We start from the raw sequence: 13,659 nt of genomic DNA on the forward strand, positions 1-13,659 counted from the left end.
TTGTACAACCACCAGCTACCGCTGTCAGCGCTCAAGAGCAGTACGCCGATGCAGGCGATGAAAGAGTGGTACCAGACCCACCCGCACCTGTTTCTCAAGCGACCATATGATCGTCCGGGATGCGACAATTACCTGCAATCGTATTGGGCACCGCAGATTGGCGCCCAGATATGTTCTGTTCCGCATGGGGTCGCACGTCCTACAGGGCTTCGATAGATTCCTTGACATCGTAGCCTTTGCCACTCCCAAGTGCGCTCGCCCGATAACAATTCCTGCTACTGGGCCTGCTGCACGATCTGGTTGAAGAACTCGATGACCGCATCGTGCTCGATCAGGCGTTCGCGGGTCTTGCTGATGACAGTGGGCACCCAGACCCCATTGTCCATGGCGAGGCCTATGAACCAGCGAAACAGTAGGTTGTACTGGGTCTACTCCATCAACTGGCGCTATGAACGCACACTGAACAAGGTTTGCAACAGCATGGCACGCAGCAGTTTCTCGGGGGCAATGCTGGGTCGCCCGCCTTTGACGGCGGCGGCATACATCTGACGCTCGTCCATGTTCGCCAGGGCCTTGTTGACCATGACACAGATCACGCGCAGAGGGTGGGCTGCGGGCAGGATGTCATCGAGGTGGCGCATGGTAACCAGGCTCTCGGTGAAGATGTCGGCTCCGCGCATGTCTGGCTTGTCTGTCTGGTCGGTGGGGTTGCCTAGATTGTCCTGGCAGGGCGCTAGCTGAGAAGAGTTTTTGAACAGCCTCATGGGGCTCTGATGCGCTTGCAGTGCAATAATCCGCCGCCTGTCCATTTTTTTACGGAGAAAGCTCCTTGGAAACCTACCCGAGTTGGTAGCTTTCAGCTCCCCGGCCTGCCGCTGTGGGGTTGAAAGCACCCGATCCCCCACACCGCAGATGCCATACAACAAGGGAGTGAGCCCATGCTCAACATCTTCACGCTCGCCAATGGCCGGCTGTTCCAGGAAGAAATTGAATCGCTGGAAGAGCTGACCAAGTTCCAGCCGATCTGGGTGGACCTGGAAGCCCCCACGCTCGAAGAAAAACGCTGGATCAAGCAGCACTACGGCCTGTCCATCCCCGAGGATGCGATGGACGAAGACATCGAGGAATCCGCCCGCTTCTACGAAGAAGACAACGGCGAGCTGCACATCCGCAGCGACTTCTTGATCGACGACGACGAAGACCCCCGCTCGGTGCGCGTGGCCTTCATCCTGAACCAGCACAACGCCAACCTCAAGAGCCGGGGCGTGCTGTTTTCCATCCACGACGAAGACGTGCCGGTGTTCCGCCTGCTGCGCATGCGCGCACGCCGCGCGCCGGGCCTCATCGAAGACGCCAAGGAAGTTCTGCTCAAGCTGTTCGATGCCGACGCCGAGTATTCGGCCGACACGCTCGAAAACATCTACGACGAGCTGGAGAAAGTCAGCAAGCAAGTGCTGGCCGGCGACGTGACCGACGCCCTTGCTGGCGAGGTGCTGGGCGCCATTGCCCGCCAGGAAGACTTGAACGGCCGCATCCGCCGCAACGTGATGGACACCCGCCGCGCGGTGAGCTTCATGATGCGCAGCAAGATGCTCAACTCCGAGCAGTTCGAGGAAGCCCGCCAGATCCTGCGCGACATCGAATCGCTGGACAACCACACGGCGTTCCTGTTCGACAAGATCAACTTCTTGATGGACGCCACGGTTGGTTTCATCAACATCAACCAGAACAAGATCATCAAGATCTTCTCGGTGGCCAGCGTGGCGCTGCTGCCGCCCACGCTGATTGCGAGCGTGTACGGCATGAACTTCAAGTTCATGCCCGAGCTGGACTGGTCGCTGGGCTACCCGTATGCGCTTGCGCTGATGGTGGCCAGTGCGCTCGGGCCCATGTGGTATTTCCGCAAGCGCGGCTGGTTGAAGTAGCCCCCCTGTGGCGCTGCGCGCCTTCCCCCCCGAGGAGGGACGCCTCCAGCGGCCCGGCAGAGCCGGTTCCGCGGTGGCGCTGGTATTTGGGGTGCGCCGGTTTCACGGCACAGTTGTCGAACTTGTAGCCCCGGCGCTATAGCGGACTCCATGAATTCGGTCTCCCGACCGCTCGGGCTGAGCCTGTCGAAACCGAAGCGAAGCTGGTGATCGGTTCGTCGTTTATCTCAACGCAAAATATGAGTCAAATTGACCTGTATCGCTTTTCCATAAAGCGTTAGCAGCTATCAATTTCATAGTTTATGCATGAGGGCAAGCACCATGTGCTCGGCATAGCGGCTGGCTACGGTCTGCACGAAGAGGGGGAAGTCTACGTGCGCGGTGTCGTCGGCGCGGTCGGAGATGGTGCGCACCGCGGCGAAGGGGATGCCGTAGTCGTGACACACCTGGGCCACGGCGGCGCCTTCCATTTCTACGGCCAGCACATTGTGGCCAGCGTCGTGCAACGTGGTGCGCAGACGGTGGGCTTCATCGGCGGCAGAAACAAAGCGGTCCCCGCTGGCAACCAGGCCGTGGTGCGCGCGGTGCAGGGCATCTTCCGATGTACTCTGCGGCACATACTCCAAGCCAAATTGGCCTCTAGCGCTTGATACACAAGCGTGAGCAGCTTCCAAAAGCGTAGCAGACAATGCCGCATCACAGACCAGGCGGCTGCGTGCGTAGCCCGGCACTTCCCAGCGGGGGAACAGGGGAGATGCGTCCATGTCGTGTTGGAGGTAGTCCTGCGCTACCACCACGTCGCCCACATTCACGCCATCGCCCACACCGCCCGCAACCCCGGTGAAGACGATGCGCGCCACACCGAACCGCTCAATGAGCGCCGTGGCCGTGGTGGCCGCCGCCACCTTGCCGATACCCGACAGCGCCAACACCACCGGGCGGCCCTGCAGATCACCCAGCCAGAAAGCCCGGCCTGCGTGCATCACCCGCTGAGGGTGCAAGAGGTGATCAACCAGCGAGCTTTGCTCTTCGGGCAAGGCGCTGAGGATGGCGGTGGTCATGGGTTCTCCCTGAAAAACAAAGGCGGCCGAGGCCGCCTAGATTGTCAAGCAGGGCACGCGGCCCCACGGGTCACTTCTTGTCCCGCAGCTCGCGGCGCAGGATCTTGCCCACGGGGGTCTTGGGCAGCTCGGTGCGGAACTCGATGACCTTGGGCTGCTTGTAGCCCGTGAGTTCAGCGCGGCAGAACTCCTTGACCTGCGCTTCGGTGAGCGCGGGGTCTTTTTTGACGATCACGAGCTTGACGGCTTCGCCGGTCTTCTCGTCGGGCACGCCCACCACGGCGCATTCGAGCACGCCGGGGCAGTTGGCCACGACTTCTTCCACCTCGTTGGGGTAGACGTTGAAGCCACTGACCAGCACCATGTCCTTCTTGCGGTCCACGATCTTGAAGAAGCCGCGCTCGTCCATGACACCGATGTCGCCGGACTTGAAGAAGCCGTCGTCGGTCATGACCTTGGCGGTTTCATCGGGGCGCTGCCAGTACCCGGCCATCACCTGCGGGCCCTTGATCGCGATCTCGCCGGGCTGGCCGAGGGTGGTGACTTCCTTGCCGTCGTCGTCGATCAGCTTCATCAGGGTGCCGGGGAGCGGCACGCCAATGGTGCCCGTGAACTCCTTGGCGGTCACGGGGTTGCAGCTGACCGAGGGACTGGTCTCCGACAGGCCGTAGCCTTCGCAGATGGGGCAGCCGGTCTTCTCCAGCCACAGTTTGGCCACGGCGCCCTGCACGGCCATGCCCCCGCCTACCGAGACCTTGAGGTTCTTCCAGTTGACGGTATTGAAGTCGGGGTGGTTGGCCAGGCCGTTGAACAGCGTGTTCACGGCCGGGAAGCTGTGGAAGGTGTGCTTGGACAGTTCCTTGAGCACGGCAGGCAGGTCGCGCGGGTTGGGGATCAGGATGGTCTTGCCGCCCGTGCGCATGCTCAGCATCATGTTCACGGTGAACGCAAAGATGTGGTACAGCGGCAGCGCGCAGATGCTGGTCTGCTGCTCGCCTGCGGGCACCTTCTTCATCACGGGGTCGTTCCACGCCTCGGACTGCAGCACGTTGGCGATCACGTTGCGGTGCAGCAGCACGGCGCCCTTGCTCACACCCGTGGTGCCGCCGGTGTATTGCAGCAGCGCGATGTCGTCGGGCTTGATATCGGGCTTCTTGAGCGTGCCGCGCGTGCCCTGGGCCACCGCGTCATTGAAGCGCACGGCACCCGGCAGGTTGTAAGCGGGCACCATCTTCTTGACGTTGCGCACCACATAGTTGACGAGCGCGCCCTTGAGCAGGCCCAACTGGTCGCCCATGGCGCACAGCACCACGTGCTTGACGGGCGTGTTCGCAATGCAGCTTTGCAGCGTGGTGGCGAAGTTTTCGATGATGACGATGGCCTTGGCACCCGAGTCCTTGAGCTGATGCTCCAGTTCGCGCGGCGTGTACAGCGGGTTCACATTGACCACCACAAAACCTGCGCGCAGGATGGCAGCCACCGTGACGGGATACTGCGGCACGTTGGGCATCATGATGGCCACACGGTCGCCCTTGACCAGGCCCAGGCCCTGCAGGTAGGCCGCAAACGCACTGCTCAGGGAGTCGGTCTGGGCATAGGTCACTTCCTTGCCCATGAAGCTGTAGGCCACGCGGCCAGCGTACTTGGTGAACGCCTCGTCCATGAGGGCCACGAGCGACGGATATTGCGTGGTGTCGATGTCTGCGGGGACGCCTTGCGGATAGGCTGTCAGCCAGGGGCGATGGGTCATTGTTGTCTCCTGATAAGTTTTATTGAGGTCGTGAAAACCGTGCTGCGGCTAACAGCACGGTCGTGCTTTTTTTGCGGTGGAATTATGCCCGTCACCCCTTGAGCGCGGTAAGAACTTCGTCGAGCATTTTCTTGGCGTCGCCAAACAGCATGCGATTGTTGTCCTTGTAGAACAGAGGGTTGTCCACCCCCGCATAGCCCGACGCCATGGAGCGCTTCATCACGATCGAGGTCTTGGCCTTCCACACTTCGAGCACCGGCATGCCGGCGATGGGGCTGGACGGATCGTCCAGCGCGCTCGGGTTCACGATGTCGTTGGCGCCGATGACCATGGCCACGTCGGCATTCGGGAAGTCCTCGTTGATCTCGTCCATCTCCATCACGATGTCGTAGGGCACCTTGGCCTCGGCCAGCAGCACGTTCATGTGGCCAGGCATGCGGCCTGCCACGGGGTGGATGGCAAAGCGCACCTCCACGCCCTTCTCGCGCAGGGTCTTGGTGATCTCGTACACCGTGTGCTGGGCCTGGGCCACAGCCATGCCGTAGCCGGGCACGATGATCACACTCTTGGCGTCGCGCAGCAGCTCGGCCGTCTCGGCGGAGCTGACGGGTACGGCCTCGCCCTGCGGCTCGGTGGCCTCGCCTTTTTTGGCGGGAGTTCCAGCGCCCGAGCCAAAGCCGCCCGCGATCACGCTGATGAAGTTGCGGTTCATCGCGTTGCACATGATGTAGGACAGAATGGCGCCCGAGGAGCCCACGAGCGCGCCCGTGACGATGAGCAGGTCGTTGGACAGCATGAAGCCCGTGGCCGCCGCCGCCCAACCCGAGTAGCTGTTGAGCATGGACACCACCACCGGCATGTCGGCGCCACCAATGGCCATCACCATGTGAATGCCGAACAGCAATGCGATCGCCGTCATCACCATCAGCGGCACCATGCCCTGTTCAATGGTCTCGGCGCGCAAGAACTCGCGGCCAAACCAGATCACGATCAGCAGCGCAGCCAGGTTCATCCAGTGGCGGCCGGGCAGCAACAGCGGCTTGCCACCGATCTTGCCGTTGAGCTTGCCAAAGGCGATCAGTGATCCGCTGAACGTGATGGCGCCGATCAGGATGCCGACATAGATCTCCACCTCGTGGATGATCTTCTCCGCGCCTTGCAGCTGGATCGAGGTATCCACATAGCTGGCAAACCCCACCAGGCAGGCCGCAAGACCCACCAGACTGTGCATGAGCGCGACCAGCTCCGGCATCTGCGTCATCTTGACGACCTTGGCCGCATACAGGCCAATGCCGCCGCCAATGACCAGCGCGCCGACGATCCAGGCCACCCCTGCGGGGCTGACGCGCGGGCCGAACACCGTGGCCAGCACGGCCAGCGCCATGCCGACCATGCCGAACAGGTTGCCCCGGCGCGAGGTTTCGGGGTTGGAGAGCCCGCCCAGGCTCAGGATGAACAAAATGGCCGCGCCCAGGTAGGCCACGGTAGCGAGACTTTGGGACATGTTCTGTGCTCCTCGTTGTTCTTGTCGTTATCGGATTACTTGCGGAACATGGCGAGCATGCGGCGCGTGACCGCAAAGCCACCGAACATGTTGACGGCCGTGAGCACCAGGGCGGCAAAGGCAAGCCACAGGATGAGCCCATCAGGGCGCCCATTGATGCCCGCATCGGGCGGCGCAATCTGCACCAGCGCGCCGATGGCGATGATGCTGGAGATGGCGTTGGTCACGCTCATCAGCGGCGTGTGCAGCGCGGGCGTGACGTTCCACACCACCATGTAGCCGATGAAACAGGCCAGCACGAACACCGTGAAGTGCCCCAGGAAGGCCACAGGCGCATAGGCACCGATGGCCCAGAACAGCACGGCCAGCACGGCAAAAACAATGGTCAGCGTCTTGGCGGACATGGGTGCACCGGGGCCATGGCTGGATTTCTTGGCGGCCACGGGTGCCGCCGCAGCCTTGGGTGCCGGTGCAGGGGCCTGCTTGAGCGGTGGCGCAGGCCAGGTGATGGCACCATCCTTGACCACGGTAAGGCCCCGGATCGCGTCATCCTCCATGTTGACCACGGCCACGCCGTCCTTGGCCTTGCACAGCTCTTCTGTCAGGCGCAGGAGGTTGGTGGAATACAGGGTGGACGACTGCTTGGCCAAGCGCGAAGCCAGGTCGGTGTAGCCGACGATGGTCACGCCATGGCGCACCACGGCCTGGCCGGGCACCGTCAGCTCGCAGTTGCCGCCTTGCTCGGCGGCCATGTCCACGATCACGCTGCCGGGCTTCATGCTCTGCACCATCTCGGCCGTGATGAGCTTGGGCGCGGGCTTGCCGGGGATCAGCGCGGTGGTGATGATGATGTCCGCGTCTTTCGCCTGCTCCGCGTACATCTTGCGCTGCGCGGCCTGGAAGCCCTCACTCATGACCTTGGCGTAACCGCCGCCACCCGAGCCTTCTTCCTCATAGTCCACCTTGACGAACTCACCGCCCAGCGACTTGACCTGGTCGGCCACCTCGGCACGTGTGTCGTTGGCGCGCACGATGGCGCCCAGGTTGGCCGCCGTGCCAATGGCCGCAAGACCCGCCACGCCAGCGCCTGCAATGAACACCTTGGCGGGCGGCACCTTGCCCGCCGCCGTGATCTGGCCGTTGAAGAAGCGGCCAAAGGCGTTGGCCGCCTCGATGACGGCGCGGTAGCCGCTGACGCCTGCGGTGGAGGTGAGCGCGTCCATCTTCTGCGCGCGGGAGAGCGTACGTGGCAGGCAGTCGATGGCGAGCACCGTGGCCTTCTTCGCGGCCAACTGCTGCATCAGTTCCGGGTTCTGGGCGGGCCAGATGAAATCGATGAGCGTCGAACCCTCGCGCATCAGCGCCACTTCGTCGCTGCTGGGCGGGCGCACCTTGAAGACGATATCGGATGCAGCCCACAGCGCGGCAGCGTCGCCCACGATCTGGGCCCCGGCGGCGCGGTACGCGTCATCGCTGAAATTGGCGCCATCCCCAGCCCCCGACTCCACAGTGACCGCGAAGCCCAGCTTGATCAGCTTTTCCACCACATCGGGCACGGTGGCCACGCGCTTTTCACCGGGGAAGGTCTCTCTGGGCACGCCGATACGCTGCGGCTGCGGGACGGGGCTGGTCTGCATGGGAGGTCTCCTCGAAGTTGTGGAATGGTTGTGTCAGGGGCTGGCGTATCTGCCGCTGCGTCAGCCCGCCCAGGGGCGTGCGGCGGCCTGCTGCTTGGCAAAGCAGGCGTCCACAGCCTCCAGGAGCTGGTGCTGCTCTGCGCTGGCTGGGGGCACGATCTGCGCTGCGCCCTGCATCACGGAGCGCAGGGTCTGCACGTGGTAATCAGTGAACTTTTCGATGCTGCGCTCCAGCACAGCAGGCACTTCGCTCACCGCCAGCGGGCGGTTGCGCAGCATGTGGGAGCTGGCAACCCAAAGGTTGTTCGCATCGGAATCGCCCAGACCCAGGTGCTGGCGCAGCAGTGCCAGAACGCCTGCTTTCTGCTCCACGGTCACGGCGCCGGTCGCCTGCACCACGGCCAAGGCCATCACAGCCACCACATCCACAGGGTGCTCCAGCGTGTAGAGCGGCGGCGTTGTGACCTTCTTGGCCCAAGCACGGCGACGGAAAAAGGCCAGGGGATTGAGCCAGCCCACGTCAATGCCAAAACGGCGCAGGGCCTCCATTGCCATCGTGAAGGTGATGATGAGCCCCAGGATTTGCAGGATCACGCCCATGGTGAATCTCCCTCTCTTGTGTTGTCTTGTAGTTTTGTTGTTTTGTTATCTGTTGGCGCCGCTCATTTCCGGGATGCGGCTTCGGCAAACGGGAAAGGCGGAATGGCCAGGTGGCCGTCCACCATGCCGGCGCTCAGGCGTACAGCCTGGGCCAGGTCATAGGCCCACTGCTGGAAGGGCAGGCCTGCGAGCAGGAACTCTTCGTTGTTGCGCGGCCGGACGCTGATCAGCCGCTGGTCCACCAGGGCATCCACCGCCACCCAGACACCCGCTTCGGTGACGTAGCGGTAGCTCACATGCGCATAGGGGGTGCTCAGCGCGATCTGGCGGCTGGCCATCCATTGGCCCAGATCGGGTCGGTTCTTTTCAAGCCACTTGGGGCTGCTCGCCCAAAGCTTGAAGCGCAGGCAGTCGGCGCGCACGGGACTGCCATCCGCGGGATCTTTGACCACGACGTCCTGTTGCGGCGGGCAGTACCCCACCCCTTGCGGAGACCCGCGCAGATCGCCTGTGCGGTTGGTCTGCACGCGCACCGCAGCCAGCCATTCGCCTTGTGCACCCCGCAGCGCCACCGCACGCGTCTGGAGCGGGGTACGGCCTGCGGGGCTGGATGTGGCTTCTTCGGAGGTTCCCAGGTCCTGCCACGCCCCCGGCGGCAACACCAGACGGGCGCGACCCACGGGATATTCGGACTTGGGAGGAACGGTCAGGGGCGCGCACGCCACCGTGAACACCGTCACAGCCAACACAGGCAAGAGAGGCAACAGCCGCCGGAACTTTGAAATTGTCAGAGTCATAGAGAAAGGTTCATACGAATTCGCCTTCAATCATCCCACGGCACCCGAGTCCGTCCATCGACGGTTTCTGCCATGCAACCACCAGCTCGGTGTAGCCGGTGAGAAATGTGTTGAAAGCGCCCTGGTATCGGACACTTCTTGCGGCGCTGCCGGTGGGCAAGCTGACCGCGAGCTTACATGAAGAAGATGTTGTCGCTGTCACCTTTGTCTGCTGTAGAGGGAACTCCCCAGTCTCTGCATGCAGACAGGCAAAAAAAAGCCTGGCAGCACAACGCAGCCAGGCTGGGCAGCGGCCCCGCAGGGCCTCATGCCAACGATCAGTTCACCACTTGGGCCAGCGTACCCGCAGCGTACTGGGCTGCCACAACCTGGAGGCTCAGGCCCTTGATCTTGCTGCCCTGGCCTTCGCAGCCGAACTCCAGGTAACGCTGCTTGCAGACCTGCTTGGCAGCTTCGCGGGCAGGCTTGAGCCATTCGCGGGCGTCGAACTTGTCGGGGTTTTCAGCCAGGAACTTGCGCACCGCGCCGGTCATGGCCAGGCGGATGTCGGTGTCGATGTTGATCTTTCGCACGCCGTGCTTGATGGCTTCCTGGATTTCCTCGACCGGCACGCCGTAGGTTTCCTTCATCTTGCCGCCGTACTGGTTGATGATGGCCAGCAACTCGGCGGGCACCGACGAGGAACCGTGCATCACCAGGTGGGTGTTGGGGATGCGCTGGTGGATTTCCTTGACGCGGCTGATGGCCAGGATGTCGCCCGTGGGCTTGCGGCTGAACTTGTAGGCGCCGTGGCTGGTGCCGATGGCAATGGCCAGGGCGTCCAGTTGCGTGGCCTTGACGAACACGGCGGCTTCTTCAGGGTCGGTCAGCATCTGGCTGTGGTCGAGCTTGCCTTCAGCGCCAATACCGTCTTCTTCACCGGCTTCGCCGGTTTCGAGGTTGCCCAGGCAGCCCAGTTCGCCTTCGACCGTGACGCCCACCTTGTGCGCCATGTCCACCACCTTGCGGGTCACTTCCACGTTGTACTCGAACGAGGAAGGCGTCTTGCCGTCTTCCATCAGCGAGCCGTCCATCATCACCGAGCCAAAGCCCAGGTCGATGGCGCCCTGGCAGACCTTGGGCGAAGTGCCGTGGTCCTGGTGCATGACGAGCGGAATGTGTGGGAAGGCCTCGACCGCTGCCTGGATGAGGTGCTTGATGAAGGGCTCACCCGCATATTTGCGGGCACCGGCGCTGGCCTGCAGGATGACCGGGGCGCCCACTTCGTCGGCGGCGGCCATGACGGCCTGGACCTGCTCCAGGTTGTTGACGTTGAAGGCAGGGATGCCATAGCTGTTGGCAGCGGCATGGTCGAGCAGTTCGCGCATCGAAACGAGGGGCATGGTCGTAGGGTCCGTTGAGGGTTGGGGAAGGCGCTGTAAGCCGGGCTTGGCGGTGGTAACCGCTTGGTAACTCGCAATTTTAACCGGGGGGCGCGACCGCCGAAGGGGGCAAATCCAACCGAAAACAGGTGGTAAAGGGCGGGGCGGCAGGCGCTGGCCCGAAATAGCCACCATGGATGTCTGCGACCCGCCGCAGGATCTCGTGGCCCAGATGCAGGCTGTCCGAGGGGTTTCTCGGCCCCGGAGCGACAGACGCATCGCCCTGGCGCCGCGCGCCGTCGTCGCACACCTGCAGCCATGCACCCGCCCCGTCAGAGGCACCTACCTGCACGGCGATGTGCGTGCCGTCTGGTGTGTGTTTGAGCGCGTTCTCCACCAGATTGCGTGCCGCGATGTCCAGCAGCAGCGCATGCCCAGACACCCACAGCGCCGGTGGCGCCGACAGTGCGATGTCGTTGCCCCGCTGCCAGGCCGCCTGGGCATAGTCGGCACACACCTGGCGCGCCACCGCGCACAGATCCACCGGCGCCTTGGCCTCATGCAGTTCGGCCCGGCTCGCGCGCGCCAGGGCCAGCAGCTGGTTGAGCACATGCCCTGCACGCAGGGCATCCTGACCAATGCGGGCGATGGCCTGCGCCCGGGCGGCCGCATCCAGCTCGCCGCCCAAAGCACTGGCCTGCAGCGCAATGGAGGACAGGGGCGTGCGCAGTTCGTGCGCGACTTCATTGGCCAGCCGGCGCTCGCGCACCATCGCCGCCTGCTGGCGGTCCAGCAGGGTGTTGATCGATACGACCACGGACTCGAACTCGTTCCAGGCATGGCGTGACGCCAGGCGCTGGGTGCTGGCGGGGTCGAGCGCCGCCACGTCGGCCGACAGGGCATACAGCGGGCGCAGACCGCGCCATAGCGCAAGCCCGAGGGCCAGGGACACCACGGGCAGCAACCACAGGCCAGGCTCGATCATCTGCTCGGCAATGTCCTGGGCCAGCTCGTCGCGCTCGCGCAGCTCCAGCAGCACCATGATCTTGTGCGTGCGTGCCGCGTCCCACTGGGAAAAACTGCGCCACACCACACCCTTCGCCCCCAGCGCCATGTTGGCGAACCCCTCGGCGGCGCTGAAAGCAGGAACGGGCGCCGTACCGCTGTGATGGAGCAGACGCCCCTGCGCATCCCACTGGACGACGCTGAGCGATTGCTGGTAGTCGTGCGACTTGAGCCAGGGTGTGGCGACCCGCTGGGTGACGTGGGGCCCCTCGGCAGCCTCGTTCGCACGCAGGTTCAGCAACAGGGCGGCCACGCTGGCCAGGTGCCCGTCGGTCAGTTCATCCGCCTCGTGCACCCCCGTCTGGTAGCCCATGAACACAAAGCTGCCCCACACCAGCACCAGCGCGCCCAGGGACCACAGCAGCAGCTGCCGGGTCAGCGACGGCCTGCGCGCAGTTCCCCCGGGCGTTGCGGCAGCAGCGCTCATGCGGCCGCCTCCTGGGGCATGAAGTAGCCCACACCGCGCATGGTCTGGATACATGCGCTGCCCAGCTTGCGCCGCAGGTGGTGAATGTGGACCTCCACCGCATTGCTCTCGATGGCAGCATCCCAGCTGTACAGGCGCTCTTCGATCTGCTGGCGCGAGAGCACCCGCCCCCGCGCCTCCAGCAACACCAGCAGCACCGAAAACTCCCGGGGCGACATCTCCACCAGCTTGCCGCCTTGGTGCACCGTGCGCGCCGCAGGGTCCATCTCGATATCGCCATAGCGGATGGTGGGCGAGGCACGCCCGGCGGCCCGGCGCAGCAGGGCGCGCAAGCGCGCATCCAGCTCGTCCATGTCAAAAGGCTTGGCCAGGTAGTCATCCGCCCCCTGGTCCAGCCCCGCAATGCGCTGGTGAACCTGGTCACGGGCGGTCACGATGAGTACAGGGGTGGAGGGATCGGGCAAAACCTGCGCAGAAGCCGCCCCCCCCGGCGCCGGGCTCAGGCGCAACCGCCGCAGCAGATCGCCGCCATCACCGTCGACCAGCCCAAGATCGAGCAGCACTGCATCAAAGCGCTCCGCGCGCAACGCCCCCCAGGCACTGGCCACGCCCTCACACACATCCACCGCATAGCCACGTTGCTGCAGGTTCGTGCGCAGGCCTGCGGCAATGCCGGCATCGTCTTCGACAACGAGTATTCGCATGCAGCGATTGTCGCCGGGCGCGGCCACCTGCGCAGGGTCATTAAGGCGGCGTTAAGTGGCGCGCCCTATGGTCGGTGGAATGCTGTCCACGCCTTCCTCGCCCCGCCGCTTCGCCCACGACCACCGTACCTTGCTCCTGTGGACCCTGGGCATCCTGATCGCCATAGTGGCATGGGACGCTGGCGGGCAAGACATCCCCCTGGCCCGCGCGTTTGGCTCGGCCAACGGGTTCCCACTGCGAGAACAATGGTTCTTCGTGCAGGTGCTCCACGAAGGGGCCCGCCGCCTGGGATGGCTGCTGGTGCTGCTGCTGGCACTGGGCGTGTGGTGGCCCTGGGGGGTGCTGCGGCGTCTGGATATGGGTGAGCGCCTGCAGATGGCCATCAGTGCCTTGCTGGCGCTGGCGGCCGTGAGCGTGGGCAAGAACCTCAGCACCACCAGCTGCCCCTGGGACCTGGCGGAGTTCGGCGGTGTGGCGCGGTATGCCTCCCACTGGGCGCTGGGCGTGGTCGATGGCGGCGGTGGGCGGTGCTTTCCGGCGGGCCATGCCTCGGCGGGTTTTGCCTTCGTGGGGGGCTACTTCGCGCTGCGCCACAAGGCACCGGCTGCCGCGCGCTGGTGGCTGGCTGCGGCGGTGCTGGCAGGCTTGGCGCTGGGTGGAGCCCAACAGGTGCGGGGCGCGCACTTCATGAGCCACACGCTGTGGACGGGCTGGCTCTGCTGGACGGTGGGCTGGCTGTGCGACCTGGGAGCGTTGGCACTGCGCCCACGCCTGGCGGCGTTGTCTCTCGCCAACGACCCGCCACACGCGGCCAGCTAACGACTCAG

At 64.2% G+C, this 13,659-nt stretch carries 11 protein-coding genes and 2 pseudogenes; 3 read left to right on the forward strand and 10 right to left on the reverse strand.

All coding sequences use genetic code 11. The features are described 5' to 3' along the window. A pseudogene (locus KW832_RS25710) lies at nt 1-216 on the forward strand (hypothetical protein); the annotation flags it as partial. 62 nt (nt 217-278) lie between these two features. On the opposite strand, the pseudogene KW832_RS16130 reads toward KW832_RS25710, so the two are convergent. After that, nucleotides 279-680 (reverse strand): annotated as a pseudogene (locus KW832_RS16130) (transposase); the annotation flags it as partial. Between the two features lie 258 nt (nt 681-938). On the opposite strand from KW832_RS16130, the gene corA reads away from it, so the two are divergent. After that, nucleotides 939-1,925, forward strand: coding sequence for a magnesium/cobalt transporter CorA (gene corA, locus KW832_RS16135; protein ID WP_055398450.1), 987 nt, complete (start codon nt 939-941; stop codon nt 1,923-1,925). A gap of 293 nt (nt 1,926-2,218) precedes the next feature. On the opposite strand, the gene KW832_RS16140 is transcribed toward corA, so the two are convergent. From KW832_RS16140 to KW832_RS16180, 9 genes are all read right to left on the reverse strand, one after another. Further along, nucleotides 2,219-2,986 carry a 5'-methylthioadenosine/adenosylhomocysteine nucleosidase gene (locus KW832_RS16140; protein ID WP_218300948.1) on the reverse strand — a complete coding sequence of 256 codons (768 nt, stop codon included), beginning with the start codon at nt 2,984-2,986 and terminating at the stop codon, nt 2,219-2,221. A 70-nt stretch (nt 2,987-3,056) separates the two neighbouring features. Next, nucleotides 3,057-4,736, reverse strand: coding sequence for a long-chain-fatty-acid--CoA ligase (locus tag KW832_RS16145; protein WP_121421489.1), 1,680 nt, complete (start codon nt 4,734-4,736; stop codon nt 3,057-3,059). A 91-nt stretch (nt 4,737-4,827) separates the two neighbouring features. Continuing rightward, nucleotides 4,828-6,240 carry a Re/Si-specific NAD(P)(+) transhydrogenase subunit beta gene (pntB, locus tag KW832_RS16150; protein WP_218300947.1) on the reverse strand — a complete coding sequence of 471 codons (1,413 nt, stop codon included), beginning with the start codon at nt 6,238-6,240 and terminating at the stop codon, nt 4,828-4,830. A 35-nt stretch (nt 6,241-6,275) separates the two neighbouring features. After that, nucleotides 6,276-7,877 carry a Re/Si-specific NAD(P)(+) transhydrogenase subunit alpha gene (locus KW832_RS16155; RefSeq protein WP_218300946.1) on the reverse strand — a complete coding sequence of 534 codons (1,602 nt, stop codon included), beginning with the start codon at nt 7,875-7,877 and terminating at the stop codon, nt 6,276-6,278. 60 nt (nt 7,878-7,937) lie between these two features. After that, nucleotides 7,938-8,477, reverse strand: a complete 540-nt coding sequence (locus KW832_RS16160) for a phenylacetic acid degradation protein (RefSeq protein WP_218300945.1) — start codon at nt 8,475-8,477, stop codon at nt 7,938-7,940. Between the two features lie 62 nt (nt 8,478-8,539). Then, a complete protein-coding gene (locus KW832_RS16165) occupies nt 8,540-9,274 on the reverse strand; it encodes a hypothetical protein (RefSeq protein ID WP_218300944.1) in 735 nt (244 codons plus the stop codon). A gap of 317 nt (nt 9,275-9,591) precedes the next feature. Then, nucleotides 9,592-10,656: a class II fructose-bisphosphate aldolase gene (fba, locus tag KW832_RS16170; RefSeq protein ID WP_055398457.1), complete on the reverse strand. Its 1,065-nt coding sequence runs from the start codon at nt 10,654-10,656 to the stop codon at nt 9,592-9,594. Nucleotides 10,657-10,735: 79 nt separating this feature from the next. Beyond that, on the reverse strand, nt 10,736-12,127 hold the full coding sequence (locus tag KW832_RS16175) for a histidine kinase dimerization/phospho-acceptor domain-containing protein (protein ID WP_218300943.1): 1,392 nt from the start codon (nt 12,125-12,127) through the stop codon (nt 10,736-10,738). Further along, a complete protein-coding gene (locus tag KW832_RS16180; protein WP_218300942.1) occupies nt 12,124-12,831 on the reverse strand; it encodes a response regulator transcription factor in 708 nt (235 codons plus the stop codon). Before KW832_RS16180 ends, KW832_RS16175 begins: the two co-directional genes overlap by 4 nt. 79 nt (nt 12,832-12,910) lie before the next feature. Here KW832_RS16180 and KW832_RS16185 point away from each other — a divergent pair, with 79 nt between their 5' ends. Then, nucleotides 12,911-13,651 (forward strand): phosphatase PAP2 family protein, encoded by a 741-nt coding sequence (locus KW832_RS16185; RefSeq protein WP_255577791.1) that lies wholly within the window; start codon nt 12,911-12,913, stop codon nt 13,649-13,651. Nucleotides 13,652-13,659: the final 8 nt, after the last annotated feature.

This window comes from Acidovorax sp. sif0632 (assembly GCF_019218805.1).
Taxonomy (GTDB): domain Bacteria; phylum Pseudomonadota; class Gammaproteobacteria; order Burkholderiales; family Burkholderiaceae_C; genus Acidovorax; species Acidovorax facilis.

Coding starts and splice junctions, on each gene's coding strand:
- pntB (WP_218300947.1), bottom strand. CDS start 6,240: ATGTCCCAAAGTCTCGCTACCGTGGCCTACCTGGGCGCGGCCATTTTG.
- KW832_RS16155 (WP_218300946.1), bottom strand. CDS start 7,877: ATGCAGACCAGCCCCGTCCCGCAGCCGCAGCGTATCGGCGTGCCCAGA.
- KW832_RS16175 (WP_218300943.1), bottom strand. CDS start 12,127: ATGAGCGCTGCTGCCGCAACGCCCGGGGGAACTGCGCGCAGGCCGTCG.
- KW832_RS16165 (WP_218300944.1), bottom strand. CDS start 9,274: ATGACTCTGACAATTTCAAAGTTCCGGCGGCTGTTGCCTCTCTTGCCT.
- KW832_RS16160 (WP_218300945.1), bottom strand. CDS start 8,477: ATGGGCGTGATCCTGCAAATCCTGGGGCTCATCATCACCTTCACGATG.
- KW832_RS16145 (WP_121421489.1), bottom strand. CDS start 4,736: ATGACCCATCGCCCCTGGCTGACAGCCTATCCGCAAGGCGTCCCCGCA.
- KW832_RS16185 (WP_255577791.1), top strand. CDS start 12,911: ATGCTGTCCACGCCTTCCTCGCCCCGCCGCTTCGCCCACGACCACCGT.
- corA (WP_055398450.1), top strand. CDS start 939: ATGCTCAACATCTTCACGCTCGCCAATGGCCGGCTGTTCCAGGAAGAA.
- KW832_RS16180 (WP_218300942.1), bottom strand. CDS start 12,831: ATGCGAATACTCGTTGTCGAAGACGATGCCGGCATTGCCGCAGGCCTG.
- fba (WP_055398457.1), bottom strand. CDS start 10,656: ATGCCCCTCGTTTCGATGCGCGAACTGCTCGACCATGCCGCTGCCAAC.
- KW832_RS16140 (WP_218300948.1), bottom strand. CDS start 2,986: ATGACCACCGCCATCCTCAGCGCCTTGCCCGAAGAGCAAAGCTCGCTG.